We start from the raw sequence: 26,016 nt of genomic DNA, 5'->3' as shown, positions 1-26,016 counted from the left end.
CAAGCTGGCTCATACCGACCCGCACCGCCTGCGGGTCACCGAGCGTGGCCCTCCCGTGGGGATAGCTCAGGTCTTCTTTGACCGACACCCACAAAAGTTACCAAACCGCACATTGATGGATGTAAATTCCATAAATAAACAAAACAACGATATTTAACGCCAACCTGGAGGCGCTAGAATGTGCCCCAGGGTATCCCTGACCGACAACCTCCACTTTGTTTGCGTTGGATCAACATCCATCCGGGGTGAACTGGCCAAGATGCCCGTCGACACAGAGCGACCATTTCGCACCGGAGAGAGTTATGACAAACCAAGCCACCGCGGGCACCTCGGCCTGCGACTACAAGCTGTGGGACATCCTCGTCGAGTCTGCAAAGGAACGCACCACCATTCGTTACTCCAAGCTGGCCAGGCAGGCCGGGCTGGAGCAGTGCCAGGATGAACTGCGCACCCTGCTGCAACGCATTCGCATGTACTGCACCGAGAACAACCTCCCCATCCTCTCCGCCATCGTGATGGATGACGTGGGCAAGTACACCGGCCTCTCCTCCAGCCTGCCGGATGCGCCCTGGGAGAGGGCCAGGGTCTTCGACCACGAGTGGACCACCCTGCACTGACAGGCATCCCCTTCCCCTCGAAACGCGCCGGCCGGCGCGTTTTCGTCTCTTGCCCCCATCGGCGTCCCCTACTGCACTGGTAAAACCAGCGAGCCTGGCCATGAGCGTTGCCATGGGGGGGCCACAATGCCAGAATCGGGCCCTTGTATGATTCCACCCCGGATTTCAGGGCCGCAGGCCCGCAGACAAAGGATCCCCCATGGCCACCACCCTCTATGGCATCAAGAACTGCGACACCATCAAGAAGGCCCGCAAGTGGCTGGAGGAGGCGGGCATCGACTACCGCTTTCACGACCACCGCGCCGACGGCCTGGCTCCCGAGCAGCTCGATAGCTGGCTGGAGCGCCTCGGCTGGGAGGCCCTGCTCAACACCCGCGGCACCACCTTCCGCGCCCTGCCGGACGAAGCCAGACAGGATCTCGACACCGCCAAGGCGCGCGCCCTGCTGCTGGCCCACCCGGCCATGATCAAGCGCCCCTTGCTGGACAAGGACGGCGAACTGACCCTGGGCTTCAAGGCCGATCACTACCAATCCCTCTTCTCTCGTTAAGGAAAAACGATGTCGGATGTCATCGCACTGGCCAAGGATCTGATCCGCCGCCCCTCCGTTACCCCGCTGGATGAAGGGTGCCAGACCCTGATGGCGGAGCGCCTCCAGCGCCTCGGTTTCGTCATCGAGCCCATGGTGTTCGAAGACACCACCAACCTCTGGGCCCGCCGCGGCAGCGAGGGGCCGCTGTTCTGCTTCGCCGGCCACACCGACGTGGTGCCCGCCGGCCCGCTGGAGAAGTGGCACACCCCGCCGTTCGAGCCGACCATCCAGGATGGCGTGCTGTACGGGCGCGGCGCCGCCGACATGAAGGGGTCCCTCGCCGCCATGGTGGTGGCCACCGAGCGCTTCGTGGCCGAACACCCGGACCACAAGGGCTCCATCGCGTTTCTCATCACCTCGGATGAAGAGGGGCCCTTCATCAACGGCACGGTGCGCGTCATCGACACCCTGGAGGCGCGCAACGAGAAGATCACCTGGTGCATCGTCGGCGAGCCCTCCTCCACTGCCGTGGTGGGGGACGTGGTAAAGAACGGCCGCCGTGGCTCCATCACAGGGGATCTGGTGGTGCGCGGGGTGCAGGGCCACGTGGCCTATCCCCATCTGGCGGACAACCCCATTCACAAGGCGGCCCCGGCCCTGGCCGAGCTCGCCGCCACCGTCTGGGACGAGGGCAACGCCTACTTCCCTCCCACCAGCTTCCAGATCGCGAACATCCAGAGCGGCACCGGCGCCTCCAACGTCATCCCGGGGGAGCTGCACGTCCAGTTCAACTTCCGTTTCAGCACCGAGCTCACCGATAGTGCGATCCGCGAGCGGGTCGAAGCCCTGCTGGATCGTCACGGCCTCGACTACCAGATCAAGTGGACCCTCTCCGGCCAGCCCTTCCTGACCGACACCGGCGCCCTGCTGGAGGCCACAGTGGCCGCCGTGGCGGCGGTCAACGGTCAGCAGCCGGCCCTGCTCACCACGGGGGGAACGTCCGATGGACGCTTCATCGCTCCGACCGGGGCGGAAGTCATCGAGCTGGGCCCGGTCAACGCCACCATCCACAAGGTGAACGAGTGCGTGAAGGCGGACGATCTGGATCTCCTGGCCGACATGTACCAGGGAGTGCTGGCCCGGCTGCTGGCATGAACGCCTTTCGCCGCCTAGCCCAAGAGGGAGACCATGCAACCATGACCCAGGATCAACTGCTTGGACTGGATGAGAGCCACCTCATCCTAGTGGGGCGTGGCCCCCATCGCCTGACCGCCGCCACCGCGGCGGCCTTCAACGACATGCAGGTGGCCGCCGCCCACGCGGGGTTCAACCTGCAGGCTGCCTCCAGCTGGCGCAGCTTCGAGCGCCAGCTCGCCATCTGGAACGGCAAGTGGCGCGGAGAGCGCCCCCTGCTGGATGCGGACAACCAGCCCCTCGATGCGCTGCAGTTCGGCGATATGGAGCGGCTGCACGCCATCCTGCGCTGGAGCGCCCTGCCCGGCACCAGCCGCCACCACTGGGGCACGGATCTCGACATCTACGATCCGGACTGCCTGCCCGCAGGCACCAAGCTCGCGCTGGAGCCCTGGGAGTATGAGGCGGGGGGCTGGTTTGCCGACTTGAGCGAGTGGCTGGATGATCACATGAACGACTTCGGCTTCTTCCTGCCCTATGCCAGGGGGGGGCAACCGGGTCAGGGGGTGGCCTACGAACCCTGGCACCTGAGTTTCGCCCCCGAGTCCGACGAGCTGGCCCTGGATCCGGCGGCGCTGGCGCTTTGCCTGCAAGGGGCGGATATTGAAGGCAAGGCGTGCATACTGGCCCATCTCGACGAGATCCTGGCCCGTTATGTCACCCTGGCACACCACGAAAGGAGGATCTGATGAGCTTGTGGTTATGGATAGGCCTGCCGCTGCTGTTTCTGCTCGGCCTGTTTCTCAATGCCATCAAGGACATGAAACAGCTCGAGAAGCAGTTGCCCAAATACAGGGACAAGATCCGCGACGTCAAGGACGACGAGGACGACTGACCCCCTTCGCAGGAGCCCGCTGGCGCTCCTGCATCCCGACACGGCCAGGGGCCGACACAGGCCTCTCGTCACCCTGGTTTTGCCCCTCAATCCCGCGCCGATTGCCCCCTTTTTATCCCCTCCCCCTCCCCGAACGCCCGATCGCGGCCGGCGCCTGAAAACGACGCTGAAAACGTAAAAAACTGCAAAACGATGCACAATTAAGCCACACAAGGGGGATCAAACTGCATATAATGTGCCTGTTTTGCCGACCGCTACGAGGAGTTCGCCATTGGATGCCACCACCATCAACAGTTTCTTCTTTATCGGTGCCCTGTTGGTGGGAGCCAGTGTCCTGTTGAGCGCACTCTCGTCCCGGGTCGGCATCCCCATCCTGGTCATCTTCCTCGCCGTCGGCATGCTGGCCGGTGAGGATGGCCCCGGCGGCATCCACTTCGCCGACTACTCGGTCGCCTACCTGGTGGGCAACCTGGCGCTCGCCATCATATTGCTCGACGGCGGCATGCGCACCCGGGTCTCCTCGTTTCGCGTGGCGCTCTGGCCCGCCCTGTCGCTGGCCACCGTCGGGGTGGCCATCACCACAGGCCTGACGGGTCTTGCCGCCGCCTGGCTGTTCGATCTCAACCTGCTGCAGGGGATGCTGATCGGCGCCATCGTCGGCTCCACCGACGCGGCGGCGGTCTTCTCCCTGCTCGGCGGGCGCAGCCTCAACGAGCGGGTCAGCGCGACCCTGGAGATCGAATCGGGCAGCAACGATCCCATGGCGGTCTTCCTCACCGTCACCCTGATCGAGGTGCTGGCCACCGCCCAGCAGGGGCTGGACGCCGGCTTCCTGCTGCTGCAACTCATCAAGCAGTTCGGCCTGGGCGCCGGCATCGGTCTCGCGGGGGGCTGGCTGCTGTGGAAGCTCATCAACACGGCCCGCCTGGCCCCGGGCCTCTACCCCCTGCTCACGGTGAGCGGCGGCCTGCTCATCTTCGCCCTCACCACGGCGGTGGGGGGCAGCGGCATCCTCGCCATCTACCTTACCGGCCTGCTGCTCGGCAACCTCTCCCTGCGCAGCCGCAGCACCACCCTCTCCGTGCTGGACGGTCTGACCTGGCTCAGCCAGATCGGCATGTTCCTGGTGCTGGGGCTGCTCGCTACCCCGAGCAACCTGCTGCCCATCGCCCTGCCGGCCCTGGCGCTGGCCACCTGGATGATCCTGTTTGCCCGCCCGGTGTCGGTGTGGATCGGCCTGCTGCCGTTCAAGAACTTCGCCCCCCGGGAGCGCTGGTTCATCTCCTGGGTGGGACTGCGCGGCGCCGTGCCCATCATCCTCGCGGTCTTCCCCATGATGGCGGGACTGCCGGGCGCCCAGCTCTACTTCAACGTCGCCTTCTTCGTGGTGCTGGTCTCCCTCATCCTGCAGGGCAGCTCGCTGCCGCTCGCCTCCCGCCTCGCGCGGGTCGAGGTGCCGGCGCCCCCCTCTCCCATCAACCGCTCGGGCCTGGAGATCGATCTCGACAGCCAGTGGGAGACCTTCGTCTATCGCCTGAGCGCCGAGAAGTGGTGCATCGGCTCCCCCCTGCGGGAGCTGCGCATGCCCCAGGGGACCCGCATCTGTGCCCTGTTCCGCGGCCAGGAGCTGCTGCACCCCTCGGGCAGTACCCGGCTGCAGTCCGACGACATCCTCTGCGTCATCGGCCACGAGCGCGATCTGCCCGCCCTCGGCCAGCTGTTCAGCCAGGCCCCCGAGCAGGATCTGGGCCCGCGCTTCTTCGGCGACTTCCTGCTGGAGGCCGCCGCCAGGCTGGTGGATCTGGCCCCCCTCTACGGGCTGGATGTGAGCGAGGTGGCGGATCAGACGCTCGGCGATTTTATTGCCCATCAGTTGGGCGATAATCTGGTTGTCGGTGACCACGTCGCCTGGCAGGGGCTGCTCTGGACCGTGGCGGAAATGGAAGAGGGCGAGCCCCGCAAGATAGGGGTGCGCTTCCTGGAAGAAGACCCCGTCTAGGCACCGGCCATAAGTTGCCATTACTCAGTGAGAAGGGAGTGACCCATGCCTTATCAAACCCTGTTGTCTGGTCTGTATCCTCCCTCGCCCAAGCTGGGCCTTATCGAGGGCTTCTTCGGCAAGGGCTGGAGCTGGGAGGCCCGCGCCCGCTATGCCCAGTGGCTGCCCCGCCATGGCTACGGCTTCTACCTCTACGCCCCCAAGGAAGACGGCTACCTGCGCAAGCACTGGGCCCAGCCCTGGCCCGCCGACCAGCTAGAGGCGCTGCGTCGCCTCGCCGGGCAGTGCCGGGACAACGGGCTCGCCTTCGGGGTGGGTCTGAGCCCCATGGGCGCCCATCACGACTACGCCCACAAACGCCCCGCCCTGCTGGAGAAGGTGCGCCTCATCGAGCAGGAGCTCAAGCCCGACATCCTGGCGATCCTGTTTGACGACATGAAGGGGGATACCCCGGATCTCGCCCACTGGCAGCTCACCATCACCCACGACATTGCGGCCCACACCGGCGCAGGCCGGCTGCTGTTCTGTCCCAGCTACTACTCGACGGATCCCGTGCTGGAGAAGGTGTTCGGCGCCATGCCCCCCCATTACCTCACCGACCTCGGCCAGGGGCTGGACAGGCGCATCGACATCTTCTGGACGGGCCCCAGGGTCTGCTCCACCGAATACCCGGCGGCGCACCTCAGGCAGGCGGCCGACTGGCTGCACCGCAAGCCGTTCCTGTGGGACAACTACCCGGTCAACGACGGCAGCAAGGCGAGCAGCTTCCTGCACCTGCGCGCCTTCGAGAACCGCCCGGCAGAGCTCGCGGATCTCACCGCCGGCCACGCGGTCAACCCCATGAAGCAGGCCGCCCTCTCGGTGCTGCCACTCGCCACCCTGCCCATGAGTTACCGGCTCGGCCGCCAGTACGATCCGGACAAGGCGCTGCACGCCTCCCTCAACGCCACCTGCGGGCCGCAGATCTCCGCCATGATCCAGGCCGACCTGCCGCTGTTCCAGGACATCGGCCTGGCCCAGCTCACGGCTGATCAGGTGAGCCATCTCAAGACCCGCTACCTGCCGTTCCAGGATCAGGCCTGCGTCGCCGAGATCCTGCGCTGGCTGGACGGCGAATACGTGTTCGATCCCGACTGCCTGACCGACTGACACATCGCCAAACGCCCAATAAAAATGCCACCTCCCCTTCACCAGGGGAGGTGGCATTTTTCATTCCGAGAGCCTCAGCCGAAGGCGAGCCAGACGCCCACAAACAGCATGAGCGAGCCCGCGATCCGGTTCATCAGGGTGACGTTGCCGCTCCTGGCGAGGAAGTGGCGCAGGGTGCGGCCACCGCTCGCGTAGAGCAGCAGGCAGGAGAACTCGATGACCAGGATGAGCGTCACCAGGGCCCCTATCTGGGGTGCCATGGGCTTGGCCGCGCTGATGAAGGGGGGCAGCAGGGAGACCATGAAGGCCCAGCCCTTGGGATTGGCGATGGCGGTGACGAACCCCTGCAGCGCCAGCCCGAGCGGCCTGGTCTCCTGTTCCGCCGACAGGTCGGCCGGGATGGCCATCTTGCCCTTGGCCTGCCACATCTGGATGCCGAGCCAGACCAGATAGGCGCCCCCCACGTACTTGAACGCCGAGAAGAGGGCCGGATAGTTGAGCATGACCGCCGCCACCCCGACCACGGAGAGCACGGAGACCAGACCGACGCCGATGAGCTCGCCCCACATCATGTGCAGGGTACGGCGCACCCCCAGGCTCATGCCCAGGGTCATCGCCAGGGTCATGCACATGCCGGGGGTCACGGAGACAAAGAAGAACGTGGGAACAAAGAGCGCCAAGATGGCGGGATCAATCCAGTCGGACACACTACACCTCCAGGTAACAAGCAGACGATCATGCCCAGCACACTCTTTTAACACAAGAAAAACCTTTTCGTTCAGCCCGAATTCAGACTCAAAAACCCTGTGACAAGGATTGTCGCACCTGTGTAAGATGCGGCCTTGTTCCTCTTTCGGGTTAGGATCTTTCATGTCTTTGAACAATCTCTCCATTCGCCTTCAAGTGCTCATCCCTCTGCTGCTTGCCAGCCTGCTGATGCTGCTGATGGCCGTTGTCAGCAAGCAGGAGATAGACGGTGCGATCGGTGACATGAACGACACCACCGCCAGCGTCACCCGCCACAAGGACGACATCGCCGCCCTGATCCACGCCACCTACCGGCTGCGCACCAACGCCATCTACGGCCTCTACGATCAGGCGCGCTTCGCCCAGTTGCCGGCCCAGCTCTCCGCCGCCGAGCAGGAGATAGGCACCATACTGTCACGGCTGGTGATCCCGGGGGCCGAGCAGGACAACACCCAGGTGGCCGCGGCCCTGCAGGCCTACCTCGGCCACACCCGCAGCAACATGCTGCCGCTGCTGGCCGCCAAACATCAGGGCAGCGGCGAGCCCGCCAGCTATGAGCAAGCCAGGCTGCGCTTTCGCGATCTGGGGGAGCAGCTCATCAAGCAGATCGACACCCTGTCGGCCCACATCAGCCAGCTGAGCCAGCAGGAGATCGCCCTGGAGCAGGCCCACTACCACGCCACCCTGCTGCAGACCCTGCTGCTGATGGGAGCCACCCTGGTGGCGGCGCTCTGCTGCGGCTGGTGGCTCTCCGGGCGCATCGTCCAACCCATCGGCCAGCTGCAGGAGGTGATGCACGCCGTCGCCCTCGGCCGCTTCAACGTGCGCGCCAGGGCCGAGGGCGACAACGAGCTGGGCCAGCTCGCCAGGGACATCAACCAGACCCTGAGCCAGCTTGGCAACACCATTCAGACCCTGACCGGCATCAGCGGCAACGTGGCCTCCGCCGCCACCGAGCTGGCCGCCGTCATGACCCAGTCCGAGGCCAATGCCCAGCAGCAGCGCAGCGAGACCGAGCAGGTGGCCTCCGCCGTCACCGAGCTGGCCAGCACCGCCGACAACGTCAACCACAATGCCGCCCTGGCCGACGAGCTGGCGCGGGACGCCAACCGCCGGGTCGAGCAGGGGCTGGCGCTCTTTACCGAGAGCATCCAGGCCAACGGCCGCATGGCGGGCAGCCTGGAGCAGGCCGCCACCGTGGTGGCCAGGCTCAAGTCCCAGTCCGAGCAGATCGGCAAGGTGATCGAAGTGATTCAGAGCATCTCGGAGCAGACCAACCTGCTGGCCCTCAACGCCGCCATCGAGGCCGCCCGCGCCGGCGAGACCGGTCGCGGCTTCGCCGTGGTGGCCGACGAGGTGCGTCTGCTGGCGGCCCGCACCCAGGACTCCACCAAGGAGATCCAGGTCATCATCGAGCAGTTGCAGAGCCAGTCCCTCTCCGCCAACAGCGGCGTGCAGGAGACCCTGGAGATCCTCGGCCACAACCAGCGCCTCTCCGCCGAGGTGCAGGATCTGCTGGGGGGCATCACCGAGGCGGTCAACCAGATCAATGGCGCCAACGCCCAGGTGGCGACCGCGGCGGAGGAGCAGTCCTGCGTCACCGCCGACATCAGCCGCAACCTCACCAACATCCACGAGATAGTGAACCAGAACGCCGCCGGCATCAGTCAGAGCGCCGCCGCCAGTCACGAACTGTCACAGCTCGCCGAACAGCAGCGCAGACAGCTCGCCCAGTTCCAGCTGTAATACTCCCCTCTCGTTGACAGACTCCGGGCCCCGCCCCGGGGTCTGCCCCCTCACGTTTAAAACGGTTTTTTGCCTTTAAGGTGTCATTGGGGGCTGGGCTGCATCCGCAAATATGGGTATGGTAGAGGCACGTCACTCCCCCTCACCCAGAGAACACCATGAGCCTCAAGTTCAAGAAACCCGCTTTTGTCGCGCTCGGCCTCATCGCCCTGCTCTCCGCACTCTGGCTCGATTTCTATCTGCCGGAGCACACCATCGCCACCATCACAGGGGTCGAGGTGAAACGCACCGACAAGGACGGCCCCATCAGCCAGAAGAACCCGGCCGACGGCCCCACCGTGGATGTCTATTACATCTATACCGAGCGCCCCGGCGAGAAGATCCGGGTATTCCGCAACGAGGATACCCTCTGGGGCTGGCCCTTCTACTTCAAGTTCAACGCCGCCGACGTCCAGGCCAAGGCCAAGTCCATGGAGTTCGAGAAACGCCTGGCCATGATCACCTCCTACGGCTGGCGGGTGAACATGTTCTCCCTCTTCCCCAACGTCACCAAGATCGAGAGCGCCGAGCCCGATGCCTCCACCTGGAGCTTCTTCCGCTGGTTCTGGTTCGGCGTCTGGGCCCTGGTGATGGGCAAGGCCGCCATCGCCACCTGGCGCTACTTCGATCGCCTCGAGGACGAGATATGAGCGAGCCGAGCAAAACACGCACCAGCTTCTACCGCCGGCTCTACGTGGCTCACCTCATCAGCCAGGGCACGGATACGGTGCCCGCCATCATGACCGCCACCGGCATGCCGCGCCGCACCGCCCAGGACACGCTCAGTGCCCTGGCGGAGCTCGACATCTGCTGCGCCTTCGAGCAGACCGAGGGGGCCCGCCACCTCCAGGGTCACTATCGCATCAGCGACTGGGGGCCCATCAATCCTGACTGGATCCGGGCCCAGCTGCCCGCCATCAAGCAGACCCTGGGTTATCCCTGATTTCCAGGCCCCTGGTCTGCCTCCCATAGAAAGGGGCCAGCCTTGCGGCTGGCCCCTTTCTTGTCTGGCCGGGTCACCCTTCTGCGAGCGCCGGGCGCTTAATCCCCTTCGTCAAAGGACTCTTCCGGCAGCGGCTCCGCCGACTCGCCCCGGGTGCAATCGATGATGGAGCGCTTGGGGTTGTTGGGATCGCGCAGCAGCAGGGGGGCCATCCCCTCATCATGCAGCTGCTCGTCAGCAAACTCGCTGCCATAGGCGTTGTGGGTCAGCCTGCGCGCGTTGGCGATGGGGGTGTCCACGAAGAGGGCGTGTACCTCGAAGGTTGAGGCGGGGACGAGAAAACCGACGATGGGCAGGCCGTGCAGCTCCTCGTGCAGCTTGTACCAGGCAAAGCCGTCGCTCACCTTGTCGGGGGTGTAGATGGCAAGCTGTGGATTCGCCGGGCGCCCCGTCTCGCTGTCGAGATGGAGGGAGTCCAGCTCGCAGGTCGCCAGCCCCTGCCACATCTTCTCGAACGGGGTGGCACAACCCGCCAGTTGCATGCATGTCAGCAGCGCCAACGTCCCTTTCCACATTCCCAACCCCTTATCCGATGTCCGAGATGTTAGCCAAATGTCTGCAACCGCTGCACCAGCAGTTCGATGAAGCCGACCCTGTCCAGCCCCAGCAGCACCAGGGCATTGGCGGGCCTGCCGGTCAGATCGTAGCGATCCACCACCGTCATGCCCAGGGTATGAGTACCGCAGGTTTCGATGTCGACCCGGCACTCCACCCCATGAAACAGGGAGGGTGCCAGCAACCAGGCGATGGTACAGGGGTCGTGGAGCGGTGCGCCAGCAAATCCCCACTTGGGATCCCGATGATAGATCATGAAGAAGTCGAGCAGCTGTGCCACGCACTGCGCCACCGGGTTCGGGATGGCGCGCACCCGCTCGATATCCTCGTCCATTACCTGGGCCTGGTGGGTCACGTCCAGCCCGCACATGGTGATGGGCAGCCCCGACTTGAACACCATATCGGCCGCTTCCGGGTCCACATAAATATTGAATTCCGCCGCCGGGGTCCAGTTGCCCGCCCCTGCGGCGCCGCCCATCAGCACGATGCGGGCGATCTTCTGCTTGAGCTCGGGGTGGGCCGCCAGCAACAGGGCGATGTTGGTGAGCGGACCAGTCGGCACCAGGGTGACCGGCTCCGGGCTCTCGCGCAGGCATTGGGCCATCAACTCCAGCGCCGTCATGGCCTGGGGCGCAAAGGCGGGATCCGGCAGACTGGGGCCATCGAGGCCCGACTCCCCGTGCACCTTGTCGGCGATGATGAGCTCCCGGGCCAGGGGCCTGGGCGCCCCCGCCGCCACCGGCATGTCGTGGCGACCGAGCAGGGTGAGGATGCGCAGGGCATTGTTGAGGGTCTTGTCCGGCGTCTGGTTGCCGGCGCTGGTGGTGACCGCCAGCACCTTCAACTCCGGGCTAGCCAGCGCCAGGATGAGGGCGATGGCATCGTCGTGGCCGGGATCGCAATCGAGAATAAGGGGCAACGCCATGGACAGACTCCGTGCAACCTGACAGGCCCCCTACCTTAGCAAGCCGCGGCCGGATGAACTCTGGAGGGAGTCACAAAACGGCTTCACCCGCCAGATCAATCACTTGCCGCCCCATGTCGGTAGCGCGTCGTGTGGTCGCCTCTGTCCGGTCATTCGGGTATGATCCCTCCCCCTTCTCAGCCCGGGTGCCCTATGTCCGTCATCGTCGATACCTTCGTTGCCCCGCCCTGCGAGGCCGGCATCGGGATCCTGTTCGAGGATGAGCACCTGCTGCTCATCAACAAGCCGAGCGGCCTGCTGAGCCTCTCGGGCAAGAACCCGCAGAACCTCGATTCGGTCCATTACCGCCTGGTACAGGATTACCCCGGCTGCACCCTGGTCCATCGCCTCGACTTCGGCACCTCCGGCATCATGGTGGTGGCCAGGAGGAAGGCCATCAACGCCCGGCTCTGCCAGCAGTTCAGCCTGCGCTCGGTGAGCAAGGCCTACGATGCCCTGCTGTGCGGCCATCTGGCAGCGGACGAGGGGGTGGTCGACGCCCCCATCGCCAAGGATCCGGCCCTCTTCCCGCTGATGAGCATCTGCGCCGCCAGCGGCAAGCCCGCCCGCTCCCGCTACCGGGTAGTGGAGCGGCTGACACGGGAGGTGCAAGGCCAGCCGGTGCCATTGACCCGCGTACGGCTGGTGCCCGAGACCGGCCGCACCCACCAGCTGCGCATCCACAGCCAGTGGCTGGGCCACCCCATCCTGGGCTGCGATCTCTATGGCGGTCTGCGGCTGCCCGGCTGCGCGCGGGCGCCACGGCTGATGCTGCACGCCAGCGCCCTGGATTTTGTCCATCCGGTGAGCGGTGAGCCCATGCAGATCCGATGCGAGGCCCCCTTTGGGGAGGCGTTGGCAGCCATGACGGGGCAGCAGGAGTAAGGCGGGTCGAGGGAGAGTGAGCAGGGCGGTAAGCGGCGGATAAAGATAGGGGCCGCGCTTTCGCAACGGCCCCCACCCCCCACTCGGTGTGGTGCTATCAGATCAGCTTGCGGGCGGCGCCCAGCACGATCTTGATGGCATCAGATTCGGTTTTCGCCATGGTCTCGGCGTTCGGGATTTCCTGCTGGGTACGGTTGACGATAACGCCAGCCACCATGCCGGCGCGCAGGCCCTGGCTGGTGCACATGGTCAGCAGGGTGGCGGACTCCATCTCGTAGTTCAGCACGCCCATGGCTTGCCACTCTTTCATGGAACCCTGGAAGCGCTGCACCACGCGGCCGGAGACGGTGTCGTAGCGCTCCTGACCCGGGTAGAAGGTATCGGAGGAGGCAGTCACGCCCACGTGCAGCCTGGAGCCCAGCTCCTTGGCGGTGTTCACCAGGGCGGTGGTGCACTCGAAATCGGCCACGGCCGGGAACTCCATCGGCGCGAAGTGCAGGCTGGCACCGTCGAGGCGCACGGAGCCGGTGGTGACGATGACGTCGCCCACGTTCAGGTGCGGCTGGATGGCCCCCGTGGTGCCGATGCGCAGGAAGGTGCGGATGCCCAGCTGGGCCAGCTCTTCCACCGCGATGGAAGTGGACGGGCCGCCGATGCCGGTGGAGCAGATGATCACGGCCTTGCCGTCCATCTCGCCGCGCCAGGTGGTGAACTCACGATGGCTGGCCAGGTGCACCGGGTTGTCCAACAGCTCTGCGATGCGCTTCACGCGCTCGGGGTCACCGGGAACGATCGCCAGGGTGGCGCCTTGCAGATCCGCTTTCTTCAAACCCAAGTGAAATACATCAGACATAGTGGACTCCTGGTTGCGCCCCGCCGCCTGGCAGCCGAGTGCAGTTAAGGTGATTCTTTATGGTACTTTCAAGCCTGTACCCCCTCGTCCGGGGAGGCGCCAACTATGGTCGAAAGCGCTTTCCAATTCCTTGATGCGCCTCACACTTCTGTGCTTCCAAGATGACAAAAACGGCGCGAAACGTTTGCTAACGTGATGAATTTATTGAAAAACGTTTTTGCGTTCTTTTGCCACCCCTCCCCCTTGTCAAACCCCTCTCAGCCCCGCATAACCAGAGCTCGATCGAGCCCACAAAGTTGCCAACAAGATACCATCGACCCCTTCTCATCCCCTCCGACGCTGTTATGTTGGCGCCCGCATGCCACTTAATGGCTAATCAACCGGAGTCCATCATGACCACATTCAAGTTCTACATTCCCGCTATCAAGCTGTAGCCCGCCGCGAAAAATGAAAAACAGTGGTGGGTAAACGGGCGTTGTTGCCCAAATCAACCAGCAAGTCATGACTTTCCCAGCCCCAGGTGACCGCTACACTCGGGGCTTTCTGGCAGGCAGTGTAGAGGGCACTAAAGGATCCATGGACTGCCGATCTTGAAACCTCTTCTGCAATCCCTTCAGAGGGCCGGGGGGGGATGGTGTGCTACATCTTCTCCGTGACACCGAAACCTCTCGATGATAAAGTGCCAATAGAGTCTTTTTATTGAACGCTGCCATACTTTAACGCATCGATCACCAGTACACATAAGGAACGTGGTATGACTGGTCTGTTTAAGCAGCTAAAAGATCATGGTGTTGATATTTTAACCTACCGAATGATCGGGATTGAACGTATTGAATCATTCAACAGCAAACGCAAGCTATCATTTAACCCTACTATCATAAATCTTTTCCAGCCTGTGGTTCAGGACATTCATATAGCATCAATATTTAGATCACGCCAAGTCAATCTCCCGTCCATCGCCATTGAAGGTCAGCCACGGCTATTGGAGATTTTATATCGACCACAGGAAGCTGTCCCCCCCACCAGTTTTTATAATTCATGTGACTCAATATCACTTATTGAGTTAACTCTTCTACAGTTAAGTGACGCACTTATTAATGCTTTAAAAGAAAAAGTCACCATGTTTTTCTTTAAAGTTGAATACCGAATACTACACGCTGTAGAAGAGGCTCTAATTTATTTCTCCAACATTTTCTCTTCATATAATATTTCTTTATACATTGAGATAAGCCACTGCCCGATTATTGACAACAACATCACCATTAATAGTTTGGTGAGGCTCAAAGAGCATGACATTAATTTGGCTGTCGATAACTTCTTGTGGCAGGGGGGGGATTGGCGTAAACGGTATCTTTCAAGTGGGATATTCAATTGCGTTAAATTTGGCGCGCCTCCATCATCGCAGCAAGAGATAAATAATTTCAAAGATTGCGTGCTATCACTTCAGGAAAAATACAGCCTAACAACTATCATCAGTAAAATTGAAACAAAAAAACAACACGATATTGCTCTGTCCAGCGGCAGTTGGGCGATCCAGGGATTTTATTATTCAAAACCCAGAGCAGTTAAACTAATGGATCTCTATTCTTTTCACACCGAAAAACCCTAATCAAACCCCCACGGACTGATAGGGCCGTCGTTTAGATTAACGAAGCATAATAAGACGGTCACGATATATGAAAAGCCGCGGATTTTCCCGCCGTCTTCCATTCCCTTCCCCACCCGTCACGCCGTCTCCGGGTGAACCAGCTGATTGCCAGACACCTGCGTACCGCCGTCGACCGGGGGGATGATCTGCACGCCCGCGAGCAGATGGCCTACGCCCAGTTCCTGGCCGGCATGACCTTCAACAACGCGAGCCTGGGTTACGTGCACGCCATGGCGCACCAGCTCGGCTGGCTTCTACGACCTGCCCCACGGGGTCTGCAACGCCGTGCTGCTGCCCCATGTCCAGGCCTACAACACCCAGGTGAGCGCCATGACCGACGAGCAAGGGGCCGCAGCCATTGCCGCATCCGGCAGCTGACCCGTGACGTGGCGCTCCCGGCCAGGCTGGCGCAGTTCGGGATCTGGGCCGATGACTTCGACGTGCTGGCCGAGAACGCCCTGAAAGATGCCTGCGGCTTCACCAACCCCAAGCAGGCGTTGCCAGGACCGCCGTCCGGCCCTTTTTATTGGCTGATGGATCAATGGCTTTTTACTTCCGCCCGGGGAGTGGGTATGATTTGCCGAGCTAAAAAGACTGTATGGATGATCTGAACCCGATATGCGGATGAAACACCTGATTGCCGCGGCCCTGACCGCCCTCACCCTGTCCGGTTGCAGCCTGGTCTATCGCATCGATATTCCCCAGGGCAACTACGTGGAACAAAAGCAGGTCGACAAGCTGCGCCAGGGCATGACCCGCGAACAGGTCGAGTTCGTGCTGGGCTCCCCCATGCTGCGCGATGGCTTCGACCCCAACACCTGGTACTACCTCTACGAGTTCCAGCCAGGTCGTGGCGACAAAGAGCGCAAGGAGCTGACCCTGAACTTCGTGGGGGACAGGCTGGCCACCGCCACGGGCGATTTCCCCCTCCCCGCCGCCTTCACCACACCGCTCTAGATTGCATCACAAAACCGGCCAAGGCCGGTTTTGTCTTGTCAGAGCCGGGAAAAACGGCCAAGGCTCCCCTGCCGGGCCATGCTCAAGGGCACAGGACCCACCAAGGAGATCATCATGAGCCAGATCCTGATTGCCGGGGCAACCGGTCTGATTGGCCAGGCCCTGATCCGCGAGTTGAGCCCGGCGCACTCGCTGACCCTGCTCTGCCGCAAGCCGGGCGAGCCGGCCCCCGGTCGACACTGGCTGCCGGTAGACTTCGAGCACCTCGACGAGGTCGCGCTGCCCACCCCCATCGATCTCGCCTTCTGCTGCCTCGGCACCACCCGCAAGGAGGCCGGCTCGGCGCAAGGATTTCGCCGGGTCGACCTCGACTATGTGCTGGCCTTTGCCGATCTGGCCCGCCGCCACGGCTGCCGGCGCCTGCTGGTGGTCTCCAGCCTGGGGGCCAATCCGCGCGCTCCCGCCCTCTATCCCCGCACCAAGGGGGAGATGGAGCAGGCCCTGCTGGCACAGGAGTGGCAGCGACTCGTCATCCTGCGCCCCGCCATGCTGCTGGGCGATCGCCAGCCACCTCGCCTGTCGGAGCAGATCGTCCAGGCCATCTACCCGCTGATAAGGCCGTTGTTGCGCGGCCCTCTCAGGCGCTGGCGGGCCATAGAGGCCAACCAGGTGGCCCACGCCATGGCGCTGCTGGCACAGCAGGAGAGCGGCATCGAGACGGTGGAGAACGAGCGCCTGCTCGCGCTGTAAGCGGCCTTCGGCATCAGAGTGCGGGATCAACAAGGGGCGCCGCAGCGCCCCTTGTCATTGCATCCTTCGTCAGGCCGATTCGCCGTCGTCCCGCTTGCGGTGGACGTCGGGCCGCCCGCCGGTGACCACATCGGCCCGCCCTTCTTCCTTGGCCTTCTCCGCCCGCTTCTTGCGCATCTCCTTGGGATCGGCGATGAGGGGGCGGTAGATCTCGATGCGATCCCCGTCCTGCACCGGCTCGCTCCCCTTGACCGGACGGCTGTAGATGCCGAACTTGTTGACCGCCAGATCGATCTCCGGGTGCTTTTGCACTATGCCGGACGCCTCGATGGCCGCCAGCACGCTGGTACCCGGGGCGACGCGCAAGCTGAGCACGGTTTGCCGCTCGGGCAAGGCATAGGCCACTTCGATACTGAGCAGTTCAGACACCGTACACCACCTTGGCACGATTGGAGAAGGCGAGCACCATGGAGCTCACCAGTTCACGGAAGATCTGGCCGAACGCCAGTTCGATCAGCTTGGAGGTGAACTCGAAGTCGAGGTCGAACTCCACCTTGCAGGCATCCTCGTCGAGGGGGGTGAAGGTCCACCAGCCCGCCAGCTTGCTGAAAGGGCCCTCCACCAGCTCCATCTTGATGGCGCGGTTGGCATCGAGCCGGTTGCGCGTGGTAAAGGTCTTGGCAATCCCCGCCTTGGCCACGTCGACCGACGCCATCATGTAGTCCTCCCCCGACTCGTGAACGCGACTGCCGACGCAGCCGGGCAGAAACTCGGGATAAGCGTGAACATCATTGACCAGCCGGAACATCTGTTCCGCGCTGAACATCACCAGGGCACTGCGAGTAATACGGGGCATGGGTTTTCCTCATCCAATCGCCGCGATTTTATCACCATGTTTCGGCTTGTGGAGGTAAAACCTCGGTCAAACTGCTCACAAAGCCGCCACTCGAGCCGCTGCGCGTTTTACAGCCGTCCCTGCCTACGTATAATACGAACCTCCCAGTCATTGCCGGAAATCGCCCGTCATGAGCAAAAAAAACAGTAAAAACAAAGCCGGGTCCAACACCATTGCACTCAACAGAACCGCGCGCCACGAGTACTTCATCGAAGAGAAGATCGAAGCGGGCCTGTCCCTGCAAGGGTGGGAAGTCAAATCCCTGCGGGCGGGCAAGGCCAACATCAGCGAAGCCTACGTCATCTTCCGTGATGGCGAAGCCTATCTGTTCGGATCCAGCTTCCTGCCGCTGCAGGCAGCCTCCAGCCACGTGGTGTGCGACCCGACCCGCACCCGCAAACTGCTGCTGAGCCGCCGCGAGCTCGACAAGCTCGAGAGCCTGATCGCCCGCCAGGGCTACACTGTGGTGCCGCTCGCCCTCTACTGGAAGCAGTGCTGGGTCAAGGTCGAGATCGGCCTGGTGAAGGGCAAGAAGGAACACGACAAGCGGGAAGACACCAAGGCCCGCGAATGGGATAGGGAGAAGGCCCGCATCATGAAGAACAAGCACCGCGGCTGATGCGCCAGACGCCCAATAAACCAGCAATCGACCGGCCCAGGCCGGTCGATTGCCATCAACGCCTTGCCATGGCAGGTTTTTTGCGTACAATCCCTCTTAACAACTTGGGGCTGATTCTGGATTCGACAAGATTCACGAAACCCAAGGTGCATGCCGAGGTGCGGTAGGCCTCGTTAATAAACCGCAAAAAAATAGTCGCAAACGACGAAAACTACGCACTCGCAGCTTAATAACCTGCGCTGAGCCCTTCTCCCCTAGCTTGCCTGTGTCCTAGGGAAATGGAAGGTCATCCTTCACAGGATCGTGTGGAAGTCCTGCTCGGGGCGGAAGCATTAAAACCAATCGAGCTAGTCAATGCGTGGCGTGTCTCTCCGCAGCGGGTTGGCGAATGTAAAGAGTGACTAAGCATGTAGTGCCAAGGATGTAGTAATTTTGGACGGGGGTTCAAATCCCCCCAGCTCCACCAAATGTTTGGAAAGGGCCACCTCGCAAGAGGTGGCCCTTTTTTCTGCCTGTAGTCGGAAACAGGGCCTGTCAGTAGCCGAAGACATGGCACTACCATGGGGCGCGGGCTGCGGGGTGATGGCGTTGCCTGTCGGGTTCCCTCATGCCGGGCCTGATTCCAGAATGAGCCTGCGCCAGGGTCCCGTGATGTCGCAGTGGCCGGTCTCGTCCGTGTTCTGCCAGCCCAGGCGGTGGTAGAAGGCCATCGCCGTGGTGTTGCGGGTGGCCACCTTGAGGGAGGCCGGTGACGGGTATCCGGCCAACCCTGCAGCCAGCAAGGCACGCCCCATGCCCTGCCCGTGCCAGTCAGCCACCACGTAGAGGTGATGCACGAAGCTGTCTTCACCCCAGATGGAGACGAATCCGCAAGGGTTGCCCCCCTTCTCCGCCACCCAGATCCGCTCACCCCGGGTCTGCTCGGCAAAATCCTCCAGCCGGAACAGGGAGGGATCGACCCAGTGAAAGGCCTGACGCCTCCCCTTGAGAAACAGCTGTGCCAGCTGGGGTTCGTCGGCATCTCTCATCATTCTGATCATGGTGCCATCCTTGAATTAGGTTCTCACGGTTTCCCACTCTCGATGGATCCCGCCGCGCTGTCAAATCGGCAATCTGGACCCTCTTGAATACATGACGGTGTGACACAGGGCTGCCTATTTTATCGCCCGACGGGCTATACTGCCGAGGTCCCGTCCATGACTGGTTTGAGGTTCACTGATTTATGGATAACAAGCAAATAGAAGGCAGTATTCTGGTACCCGCCCACATTGACGATGTCTGGCGCGCCTGGACCACGGAGAGCGGGCTGCGCAGTTTCCTGGCGCCGGAATGCCTCATGGTGCCGGAACCCAACGGACCTTTCGAAATCTATTTCAGACCCGATGCCCCGCTGGGAGAGCGCGGCAGCGAGGGATGCAGGGTGATGGCGGTCATGCCCCATGACCTGCTCAGCTTCAGCTGGAATTTCCCGCCCCAGTTTCCCCATATCCGCCAGCAGAAGACCCAGGTCAGCCTGCGCTTCGTGCCGGAAGGTCAGGGCACCCGGCTCCACTTCCTGCAGACCGGCTGGGCCAATGACCCGGATTGGGATCAGGGTTATGCCTACTTCCGGGAGGAGTGGCTGGAGCTCAGCCTGCCGAGGCTGCAGTACCGCTTCACCCATGGCCCCATCGACTGGAGCAATCCACCGGGCAAGCAGCAGCTGAAATCCTTGGCTCAGTGACGTCCATTCAAGCGATGGGCATGGCACAAAAAAGGACCCGTTCAGGGTCCTTTTTCGTGGATGGGCAGGCGGTCACGCCACCGGCTCCTCATCAAACAGGGGGTGGTAGAGCACTTCGCCCCGCATGCCGTCTAGCCCGCCGGGCTGCAGCTCCATCGCCATGAAGCACTCCGAGGGCACCTCGTAGATGCAGTGCAGGCCGAAGTCACTGGCGGGCCGAAAGCCGAAACGGCCGTAGTAGGCGGGATCGCCGAGCACCACCACCGCCTTCCAGTCCATCTCCAGGGCGGTATCCAGCCCCTCCCGCACCAGGTCCGAGCCGATGCCTTGCCCCTGCCAGTCGGGATGGACGGCCACGGGAGCCAGTCCGAGCCAGGGTCCTTCCTGCCCGTCAATGGTGATCGGGCTCAGCATCAGGTGCCCCATGAACTCGTACTCTTCCTCTTCGACCATGGTGACCACGGCAGCCCCACACTCGCGCAGGCGGTTGACCAGTTCGGCCTCGTCGGGACGGCCAAAGGCGGCGCTCACCAGCTCATAGACTGGCAGCATGTCGCCGGGACGCTCGGTTCTCAACATACAGGGTTACTCCTCGTACAGCAGGGCGGCCATTATTCCACAGAAGTGGCATCCGGCTTGAGTGCCTTTGTCTGAAAATGGGAGGACGGACTCAGGAAAAGGGGCGAGAATGCGTCCTGGCCGCCGACAGGGAGGGCTCCCTGTCCAGTCGCCAGTGATCGAGTACCAGGGGCTGGCGAGCCGAGTCGGGCCACCGCCCGCAGTGGCGCATGCCGAGCTTGGCCATCACCCGGGTGGAGGCGAGGTTGCCCGGCAGGTGGCGGGCGGTCAGGGCAGCTAGGTGGAGCCGGTCGAACGCGAACGCCCTGATCAGCAACCCGGCGCGCGTGGCCAGCCCCCGGTTCTGCCAGGGCACGCCCACCCACCAGGCCAGCTCCCCGTGCCAGTGCAGGGAGATGGTGCCGACCAGGGGAGCGGGCTCGTCTTCGCGCCCCTGCGGCAGGGTCAGGGCCCAGGTTCGCCCCAGCCCGAGGGCCGCCTTGCGCCCGCTCATGGCGAGCCAGTCCCTGGCCGCCCCGTCGGGATAGGGATGGGGGATGTTAAGGGTGTAGCGGGCGAGCGCCTCGTCCGAGCAATAGTGCTGGATGGCGCTCTCATCGGCAGGCGCGAGGGGGCGCAGCACCAATGCGTCCTGCCCGCCGGTTTCGCGCAGCACCGGCGTGGTCAGGCGCCGGGCGAGCAGCGCTTGCAGCGCGCTGGCCAGATCCTCATCGGCGCCAAGGGTCTGGTCAGCCCCCCTCGGTCCCAGGGTGATCAGGCCGCTCTCCTTCGCCAGGGTCAGCAGGGCGCCGGAGCCGGCGATCAGGATCTGCCGGATCGGCTCCCCGGTCATGAGGGGGGCGGCATCCGCCTCGAGCCAGGCGGCGAGCAGGTCCCGGGCACGGAGAATGCCATTTGGCGGGCAGGCCGCCCAGGGAGCCCCCACCGCCTGCCCCTCCCCCTTGCCGAGCAGCAGCCACCAGCGGTTCCCCTGCCGCTGCCAGGCCTGCAACACACCTTGCCAGCGGGGCTGCCAGAGCCTCCCCTCTATCAACAGATCCATGTACCCTCCTGCGACAACAGGATGCTGACACGGGAAGAAACCGTGACCATTACCGAGCGACGCCCACGGATCCTGCGCTCAACCGCGCTCACCAATACACAACCGCCCTTGCAGGGAGAGCCTGGCAAGGTTCATCAGGGGGCCAGACGCTCGATGTGCCAGCAGTCCCCCTCTCGGGTGTAGTAGAAGCGATCGTGCAGGCGATGCTCACCCCCCTGCCAGAACTCGACGGTGTCGATGCGCACCCGGAAACCGCCCCAGAAGCTCGGCAGCGGCACCTCGCCCTTGGCAAATTTCTGCTTGAGTTCGAGGAACTTGGCCTCCAGCACGCCACGGGTCGAGATGCGGGTCGACTGCTGGGAGACCCAGGCCGCGATCTGGCTGTCCTTGGGGCGGCTGTGGAAGTACTTCATCACCTCGAAGGTGCTCATCTTCTCAACCCGGCCGGTGACGTGCACCTGGCGGTCCAGGGTGTGCCAGGGGAAGAGCAGGCTGATGCGGGGATTGTCCTCCAACTGGCGCGCCTTGCGGCTGCCCATGTTGGTGTAGAACACCATGCCCTCGGCATCGTAGTGCTTGAGCAGCACGGTGCGCTGCCAGGGCTGGCCGTCTGCGTCCACTGTGCCCACCACCATGGCGGTGGGGTCGGTCAGCTTGGCCTCGCACGCCTGGGCCAGCCACTTCTCGAACAGGGCGAGGGGCTCGGCCGGCAGATCGGCCCGGTGCAGTCCGCCCCGGGTGTATTCACGACGCAGATCAGCCACATCCATCATCTTGATTTTCCTTCTCTCTTTCTCTGCCGCCCGTGCGGCGATCGGTGGAGGCATTGTGCGACGAGCACGCCATGGGTACAAGCCTCGGAGCGGCCAAATGGCCGTGCAAAAAAAGAAAGGGAGGCTCATGCCTCCCTGTTTCTGCCAACTGGCTGCCGCCTGCCTATGGCTTGCCGTCAACCGGCGGGCAATGGGCCAGCATGCGCTGGTTGTACTGCGCCGCATAGGCGCTCAGCCTGGCGAGGGCCTCCTTCTGCTCCGGCTTGATGACATCGCCGAAGCCGTCGAGGTAGCGCACACCGCAGCGCGCCTTGGCCGAGACCTGCTGCTCCGCCGCGATGCCGGGCGCCACCTCGCCGCGCCCGGCCCGCACGATCAACCGGTAGTCCTGCCTGGCGAGGCTGTCGTCGATGGCCTGTGCCAGGGTATCGGCATCGGCCTGACAACCGCCGAGCAGGGCGAGCAGCAGCGTGCCGAGCAGCCTCATGCCCGCCTCCGCCGCCAGCCCAGCAGGGCCAGCACCAGGGTCCAGATGCCGAGGGCACCGCCGCCGCCACCGCCGCCTTCCACGCGCTGGGTCACCGACAGCTTGAGGGGGCTGATGGCGAAGAAGAGGTTGTTGCTGCAGGCCACCTTCAATCTGGCGGTGCCGTCCTTGCCCGCCGGAATGGCGACGCTCGCCGATCCCGAGTTGGGCTGGCCGCCGGCGAGCAGGGTCCAGTTCACCCCCTCGTCCCGGGTCATGTAGAGATCCACCTTGCTACAGTTGATGGGCGCCACATTGGTGCCGGCCACTTCCCAGCCGATGGTCTGCGTCTGGCCGGCCGCCAGCGGGGTCACCAGCGGGCTGGTCAGGGCAAAGGCCTTGCCGGTGTCGACCACCTGCACCTTCATGTCGTCGCTGCTGACCCCCCCCTTGCCATCCCGTGCCGTGAGGCGGAAGTTGAGATCCCGGTTGGTGGTGGGCCAGGCCTCTCCCTTCGCCAGGGTGTTGGTGAGCAGGGAAGGCAAGCTTGGCAGGGTACGTTCCGGCACGCTGGTCGGCGCCACGAAGGGGAACAGCGGGCGACTGCCGTCGTCCACCATGCTGGCGACGCTGAAGGACTCGGTGCCGAGATCGATCTGCTCCCAGGTGTAACTCAGGGCGTCGTTGTCCAGATCGGTGCCTGCCCCCTTGAGCACGAAGGGGGTGTTGGCCGGGATCACATGGTCGCTGCCCGCCGCCACCTGGGGCGCGTTGTTGACGAGCGTCTGGCTGGTACCACAACTGGGTACGGTGGCCATGTGGGCCCGCATCTGCTCGATGGACTTGCTGTGGAAATAGGGCAGGCTGTTGGCCTGCAGGTTCTCCTCCCCGCAGATCCCCGCATAGGCCATGATGGAGCTACCGCTGCCGGGCTCCCAGGCCTGGCTGGGCTCCCGGTTGCCACCGCCGCAACTGCCTGTGGTGCCGTTGAAGGTGTGCTCGGCGCCGAACTGGTGACCGATCTCGTGGGCCACGTAGTCGATGAAGAAGGCATCTCCCACCGGGTTGGGGGAGCCCGTCATCCCCGCCGATTTCTCGCCGGTACAGAGCACGCCCAGGCCCGCCAGGCCGCCGCCCCCGGTGTTGACCACGTGGCCGATGTCGAAGGCGCCCAGCCCCAGGGTCTGCGCCACGGCCTGCACCTGCATGTTGACGTCGACGTCGTTCAGGCCAGAGCCGGAGGGATCATCCCCGTTGAAGAAGGGATCCGTGGCCGCGTCGGTGAAGATGATGGTGTCGTTGCCGCTGGCCAGCTGGAACTCGGCCGCCACGTCACGCTGGTACACCTCGTTGACCCGGTTGAGCAGTGTGGTGATGGCGCCAAGACCGGCCTCGACGGTACCGCCGTGATACTGGGTGTACTCCCCCGCCGCCGAGATGGCGATGACATAGCGTTTGCGCTCGTTGCCATCCACCAGCACCTGGCGGGCCAGCTTTTTGGCCTCGCCACCGATAACCTTGTCAGCTTCCTCTTCCAGCCGGCTGTGGGCGTCCTGCTGGTAATAGACCGCGTAGCCCTCGCCATTGCGAAGAGGGTCGACGAACACCATCTTGCCCTGGTGGCTGAACATGGCGTGGAAGCCCTGGGGACCGAGATCGACGCGCCCGGTCTCGACCGGGTTCGCTTCGTCGTGTCCCTTGAAGGTCCGGATCCCGGGGTACTTGGCGGCGAGGTCCGCCGGCAGCAGATCATAGGGTTGCAGGCTGAAGGTCACCTCCTGGCCGTCCGGCAGAGGCAGGGTCAGCTGGCGCTTGCCTGCCTTCAGCTCGGCCAGATAGTCGGTGGACACGGTCACGATGCGGTACTGGTTGGCCCGCACCTCATAGCCATCGGCGGCGGTGGCCCGTGCCGCCACCGTATTCCACTCCCTGGCGGCCAGGCCGCTGGAGGTCATCAGACCGGCCACCAGCAACGCCAGCGGAGAATATTTCATCAACTGCATCTTTTTATTCCTTTTTAAATGCGTTCGCCTGAACTGCCACGGCATCATTTGCCTGCTGGTCCGATTAGTCCAGCACCATCCTCTGTACATTCCCCGTATGGGGAAGGTTGCACCAATGCAGACTAGCCCCTATCATGGCGCGGATTTGTCCGTTTCAGAACCCCTCTCCGACGGGGCCGGTTCACCCTTTCTTTGGCCAAGGTTAATCTCATGCTCAAGTCCCCACTGTTGCCCCGTTTCGGGGATCTGGTCGTTGCCATCGTTGACGATGTGCTGGGTCAGGGTCTCACCCTCGACCGCGCTTATGCCCGTCACTTCTCCGGCATCGAACTCAAGCCGCAAGAACAGGCAAGGATTGCCCTGGTCACCGGCGACCTGCTGCGTCGCCTCAGCCTCTACTGCTTCCTCACCGGCATTCAGGTCCGTCAGGCCGAGAAGAACGTCTGGCCGCTGCTGCACAGCTGGCACGCCTTCCACAAGATAGACCAGCCCAACCATCCGACCCTGGATCGCTTCAACGAAGAGGCGTTCCGTCGCCGCCTGACCGAGGCCAAGAAGAACCCGGTGCTGATGGATGGCTGCCCCGCCTGGCTGGAAAAACTCGGCAGCGAGCAGCTGGGTGAGGCCTGGCCTGCCGAACGCGCCGCCCTGGCCTGGATGCCCAAGCGCTACCTGCGGGTCAACACCCTCAAGTGCACCCGGGACGAGCTGCAAGCCATGCTGGCCAAGGAGCATGTCACCACAGTGCCCGTCGAGGGGGTGGAAACCGCCCTGCAGGTCACTTCGGATGCCGCCCTGTTCCGCACCCAGGCCTTCGCCGACGGCTGCTTCGAGCAGCAGGACGCCGGCTCCCAGCTGGTGGCCGCGGCCCTGGACGTGGCGCCCGGCATGCGCGTCATCGATGCCTGCGCCGGTGCCGGCGGCAAGACCCTGCACCTGGCCGCCATGATGCAGGGCAAGGGCCGCCTGCTGGCCATGGACGTGGAAGAGTGGAAGCTGGAGAACCTCAAGCAGCGCGCCCGCCGTGCCGGTGCCCACAACGTGGAGACCCGGGTCATCACCACCAGCAAGACCGTCAAGCGCCTCAAGGAGAGCGCGGATCGCGTGCTGCTGGACGTGCCCTGCTCTGGCCTGGGCGTGCTCAAGCGCAACCCGGATGCCAAGTGGCGCGACACCGCCGAGCGTCTGCCGGTGCTGGTCGCCCTGCAAGAAGAAATTCTGCAACGTTACAGCCAGATGGTGAAGGTGGGCGGCCTGCTGGTCTACGCGACCTGTTCCATCCTGCCCGAGGAGAACCGCCAGCAGGTGGACAAGTTCCTCGCCGCCAACGCGCACTTCCGTCTGCTGGAGGATCACACCGTGAGCCCGGCCGCCACCGGCTTCGACGGCTTCTACATGGCGCGCCTCGAGCGCATCGCCTGATGCCGCCTAGGGCACAAAGAA

At 63.5% G+C, this 26,016-nt stretch carries 30 protein-coding genes and 1 other RNA gene; 19 read left to right on the top strand and 12 right to left on the bottom strand.

Annotated features, from left to right (window positions below):
• The first annotated feature begins 302 nt into the window (after positions 1 to 302).
• From R2B70_RS06130 to R2B70_RS06100, 7 genes are all read left to right on the top strand, one after another.
• Positions 303 to 617 carry a hypothetical protein gene (locus R2B70_RS06130; RefSeq protein ID WP_042077263.1) on the top strand — a complete coding sequence of 105 codons (315 nt, stop codon included), beginning with the start codon at positions 303 to 305 and terminating at the stop codon, positions 615 to 617.
• Positions 618 to 816: 199 nt separating this feature from the next.
• A complete protein-coding gene (locus R2B70_RS06125; protein ID WP_209793504.1) occupies positions 817 to 1,167 on the top strand; it encodes an ArsC family reductase in 351 nt (116 codons plus the stop codon).
• A 9-nt stretch (positions 1,168 to 1,176) separates the two neighbouring features.
• Positions 1,177 to 2,304 (top strand): succinyl-diaminopimelate desuccinylase, encoded by a 1,128-nt coding sequence (gene dapE / locus R2B70_RS06120; RefSeq protein WP_318162888.1) that lies wholly within the window; start codon positions 1,177 to 1,179, stop codon positions 2,302 to 2,304.
• Between the two features lie 41 nt (positions 2,305 to 2,345).
• Entirely contained in the window at positions 2,346 to 3,032 is a 687-nt protein-coding gene (locus R2B70_RS06115; protein ID WP_318162887.1) for a M15 family metallopeptidase, read from the top strand.
• A complete protein-coding gene (locus R2B70_RS06110) occupies positions 3,032 to 3,178 on the top strand; it encodes a hypothetical protein (RefSeq protein WP_084202797.1) in 147 nt (48 codons plus the stop codon). The genes R2B70_RS06115 and R2B70_RS06110 overlap by 1 nt, the downstream gene beginning before the upstream one ends.
• A gap of 271 nt (positions 3,179 to 3,449) precedes the next feature.
• Positions 3,450 to 5,177: a potassium/proton antiporter gene (locus R2B70_RS06105; RefSeq protein ID WP_042076910.1), complete on the top strand. Its 1,728-nt coding sequence runs from the start codon at positions 3,450 to 3,452 to the stop codon at positions 5,175 to 5,177.
• A gap of 45 nt (positions 5,178 to 5,222) precedes the next feature.
• Complete coding sequence (locus tag R2B70_RS06100; protein ID WP_318162886.1) at positions 5,223 to 6,326, top strand: beta-N-acetylglucosaminidase domain-containing protein; 1,104 nt, start codon at positions 5,223 to 5,225, stop codon at positions 6,324 to 6,326.
• 74 nt (positions 6,327 to 6,400) lie between these two features.
• Here R2B70_RS06100 and R2B70_RS06095 read toward each other — a convergent pair whose 3' ends face one another.
• Complete coding sequence (locus R2B70_RS06095; protein WP_318162885.1) at positions 6,401 to 7,033, bottom strand: LysE family translocator; 633 nt, start codon at positions 7,031 to 7,033, stop codon at positions 6,401 to 6,403.
• A gap of 163 nt (positions 7,034 to 7,196) precedes the next feature.
• Here R2B70_RS06095 and R2B70_RS06090 point away from each other — a divergent pair, with 163 nt between their 5' ends.
• The 3 genes from R2B70_RS06090 (at position 7,197) to R2B70_RS06080 (ending at position 9,801) form a co-directional block, all read left to right on the top strand.
• The gene (locus R2B70_RS06090; RefSeq protein ID WP_318162884.1) at positions 7,197 to 8,819 is read left to right on the top strand and encodes a methyl-accepting chemotaxis protein; all 1,623 of its coding nucleotides are present in this window, start codon (positions 7,197 to 7,199) and stop codon (positions 8,817 to 8,819) included.
• A 158-nt stretch (positions 8,820 to 8,977) separates the two neighbouring features.
• Complete coding sequence (locus tag R2B70_RS06085; RefSeq protein ID WP_042076902.1) at positions 8,978 to 9,508, top strand: DUF1523 family protein; 531 nt, start codon at positions 8,978 to 8,980, stop codon at positions 9,506 to 9,508.
• A complete protein-coding gene (locus R2B70_RS06080; protein ID WP_318162883.1) occupies positions 9,505 to 9,801 on the top strand; it encodes a winged helix-turn-helix domain-containing protein in 297 nt (98 codons plus the stop codon). Before R2B70_RS06085 ends, R2B70_RS06080 begins: the two co-directional genes overlap by 4 nt.
• A gap of 98 nt (positions 9,802 to 9,899) precedes the next feature.
• Here R2B70_RS06080 and R2B70_RS06075 read toward each other — a convergent pair whose 3' ends face one another.
• Both R2B70_RS06075 and rihA read right to left on the bottom strand, forming a co-directional pair.
• Positions 9,900 to 10,376 carry a hypothetical protein gene (locus tag R2B70_RS06075; RefSeq protein WP_042076899.1) on the bottom strand — a complete coding sequence of 159 codons (477 nt, stop codon included), beginning with the start codon at positions 10,374 to 10,376 and terminating at the stop codon, positions 9,900 to 9,902.
• Positions 10,377 to 10,405: 29 nt separating this feature from the next.
• Positions 10,406 to 11,341, bottom strand: coding sequence for a pyrimidine-specific ribonucleoside hydrolase RihA (gene rihA / locus R2B70_RS06070; protein WP_318162882.1), 936 nt, complete (start codon positions 11,339 to 11,341; stop codon positions 10,406 to 10,408).
• 159 nt (positions 11,342 to 11,500) lie between these two features.
• On the opposite strand from rihA, the gene R2B70_RS06065 reads away from it, so the two are divergent.
• On the top strand, positions 11,501 to 12,265 hold the full coding sequence (locus R2B70_RS06065) for an RluA family pseudouridine synthase (protein ID WP_318162881.1): 765 nt from the start codon (positions 11,501 to 11,503) through the stop codon (positions 12,263 to 12,265).
• A 97-nt stretch (positions 12,266 to 12,362) separates the two neighbouring features.
• Here R2B70_RS06065 and udp read toward each other — a convergent pair whose 3' ends face one another.
• Entirely contained in the window at positions 12,363 to 13,118 is a 756-nt protein-coding gene (gene udp, locus R2B70_RS06060) for a uridine phosphorylase (RefSeq protein WP_042076893.1), read from the bottom strand.
• A 754-nt stretch (positions 13,119 to 13,872) separates the two neighbouring features.
• On the opposite strand from udp, the gene R2B70_RS06055 reads away from it, so the two are divergent.
• The 4 genes from R2B70_RS06055 to R2B70_RS06040 all read left to right on the top strand — a co-directional run bounded on the left by R2B70_RS06055 (position 13,873) and on the right by R2B70_RS06040 (position 16,473).
• Positions 13,873 to 14,727 (top strand): hypothetical protein, encoded by an 855-nt coding sequence (locus tag R2B70_RS06055; protein ID WP_318162880.1) that lies wholly within the window; start codon positions 13,873 to 13,875, stop codon positions 14,725 to 14,727.
• A 131-nt stretch (positions 14,728 to 14,858) separates the two neighbouring features.
• Positions 14,859 to 15,377 (top strand): iron-containing alcohol dehydrogenase, encoded by a 519-nt coding sequence (locus R2B70_RS06050; RefSeq protein ID WP_318162879.1) that lies wholly within the window; start codon positions 14,859 to 14,861, stop codon positions 15,375 to 15,377.
• A 7-nt stretch (positions 15,378 to 15,384) separates the two neighbouring features.
• Positions 15,385 to 15,723 (top strand): outer membrane protein assembly factor BamE, encoded by a 339-nt coding sequence (locus tag R2B70_RS06045; protein ID WP_005325779.1) that lies wholly within the window; start codon positions 15,385 to 15,387, stop codon positions 15,721 to 15,723.
• Between the two features lie 114 nt (positions 15,724 to 15,837).
• On the top strand, positions 15,838 to 16,473 hold the full coding sequence (locus tag R2B70_RS06040) for an NAD(P)H-binding protein (protein WP_042076912.1): 636 nt from the start codon (positions 15,838 to 15,840) through the stop codon (positions 16,471 to 16,473).
• Between the two features lie 69 nt (positions 16,474 to 16,542).
• Here the strand turns inward: R2B70_RS06040 and R2B70_RS06035 are convergent, their stop codons facing one another.
• Positions 16,543 to 16,902, bottom strand: a complete 360-nt coding sequence (locus tag R2B70_RS06035; protein ID WP_042076892.1) for an RnfH family protein — start codon at positions 16,900 to 16,902, stop codon at positions 16,543 to 16,545.
• The gene (locus R2B70_RS06030; RefSeq protein ID WP_042076890.1) at positions 16,895 to 17,329 is read right to left on the bottom strand and encodes an SRPBCC family protein; all 435 of its coding nucleotides are present in this window, start codon (positions 17,327 to 17,329) and stop codon (positions 16,895 to 16,897) included. Before R2B70_RS06030 ends, R2B70_RS06035 begins: the two co-directional genes overlap by 8 nt.
• 169 nt (positions 17,330 to 17,498) lie before the next feature.
• Here R2B70_RS06030 and smpB point away from each other — a divergent pair, with 169 nt between their 5' ends.
• A complete protein-coding gene (gene smpB / locus R2B70_RS06025) occupies positions 17,499 to 17,987 on the top strand; it encodes an SsrA-binding protein SmpB (protein WP_042076889.1) in 489 nt (162 codons plus the stop codon).
• 106 nt (positions 17,988 to 18,093) lie between these two features.
• Positions 18,094 to 18,453: a transfer-messenger RNA gene (ssrA, locus tag R2B70_RS06020) on the top strand.
• 139 nt (positions 18,454 to 18,592) lie between these two features.
• Here ssrA and R2B70_RS06015 read toward each other — a convergent pair.
• On the bottom strand, positions 18,593 to 19,027 hold the full coding sequence (locus tag R2B70_RS06015; protein WP_318162878.1) for a GNAT family N-acetyltransferase: 435 nt from the start codon (positions 19,025 to 19,027) through the stop codon (positions 18,593 to 18,595).
• A 182-nt stretch (positions 19,028 to 19,209) separates the two neighbouring features.
• Here R2B70_RS06015 and R2B70_RS06010 point away from each other — a divergent pair, with 182 nt between their 5' ends.
• Positions 19,210 to 19,710: an SRPBCC family protein gene (locus R2B70_RS06010; protein WP_042076887.1), complete on the top strand. Its 501-nt coding sequence runs from the start codon at positions 19,210 to 19,212 to the stop codon at positions 19,708 to 19,710.
• Positions 19,711 to 19,782: 72 nt separating this feature from the next.
• Here the strand turns inward: R2B70_RS06010 and R2B70_RS06005 are convergent, their stop codons facing one another.
• The 5 genes from R2B70_RS06005 to R2B70_RS05985 form a co-directional block, all read right to left on the bottom strand.
• A complete protein-coding gene (locus tag R2B70_RS06005; protein WP_042076886.1) occupies positions 19,783 to 20,289 on the bottom strand; it encodes a GNAT family N-acetyltransferase in 507 nt (168 codons plus the stop codon).
• A 91-nt stretch (positions 20,290 to 20,380) separates the two neighbouring features.
• The gene (locus R2B70_RS06000; RefSeq protein WP_318162877.1) at positions 20,381 to 21,331 is read right to left on the bottom strand and encodes a GNAT family N-acetyltransferase; all 951 of its coding nucleotides are present in this window, start codon (positions 21,329 to 21,331) and stop codon (positions 20,381 to 20,383) included.
• 134 nt (positions 21,332 to 21,465) lie between these two features.
• Positions 21,466 to 22,104, bottom strand: a complete 639-nt coding sequence (gene pdxH / locus R2B70_RS05995; RefSeq protein ID WP_318162876.1) for a pyridoxamine 5'-phosphate oxidase — start codon at positions 22,102 to 22,104, stop codon at positions 21,466 to 21,468.
• 163 nt (positions 22,105 to 22,267) lie between these two features.
• A complete protein-coding gene (locus R2B70_RS05990; RefSeq protein ID WP_318162875.1) occupies positions 22,268 to 22,591 on the bottom strand; it encodes a hypothetical protein in 324 nt (107 codons plus the stop codon).
• Entirely contained in the window at positions 22,588 to 24,573 is a 1,986-nt protein-coding gene (locus R2B70_RS05985; RefSeq protein ID WP_318162874.1) for a reprolysin-like metallopeptidase, read from the bottom strand. Before R2B70_RS05985 ends, R2B70_RS05990 begins: the two co-directional genes overlap by 4 nt.
• A gap of 210 nt (positions 24,574 to 24,783) precedes the next feature.
• Between R2B70_RS05985 and R2B70_RS05980 the strand changes: the two genes are divergently transcribed.
• A complete protein-coding gene (locus R2B70_RS05980) occupies positions 24,784 to 25,995 on the top strand; it encodes an RsmB/NOP family class I SAM-dependent RNA methyltransferase (RefSeq protein WP_318162873.1) in 1,212 nt (403 codons plus the stop codon).
• The last annotated feature ends 21 nt before the right edge of the window (positions 25,996 to 26,016 follow it).

The organism is Aeromonas sp. XH, from assembly GCF_033348475.1.
Taxonomy (GTDB): Bacteria; Pseudomonadota; Gammaproteobacteria; order Enterobacterales; family Aeromonadaceae; genus Aeromonas; species Aeromonas sanarellii.
Note: the sequence above shows the minus strand (reverse complement) of the source record. Positions and strands in the feature narration are given on the sequence as shown.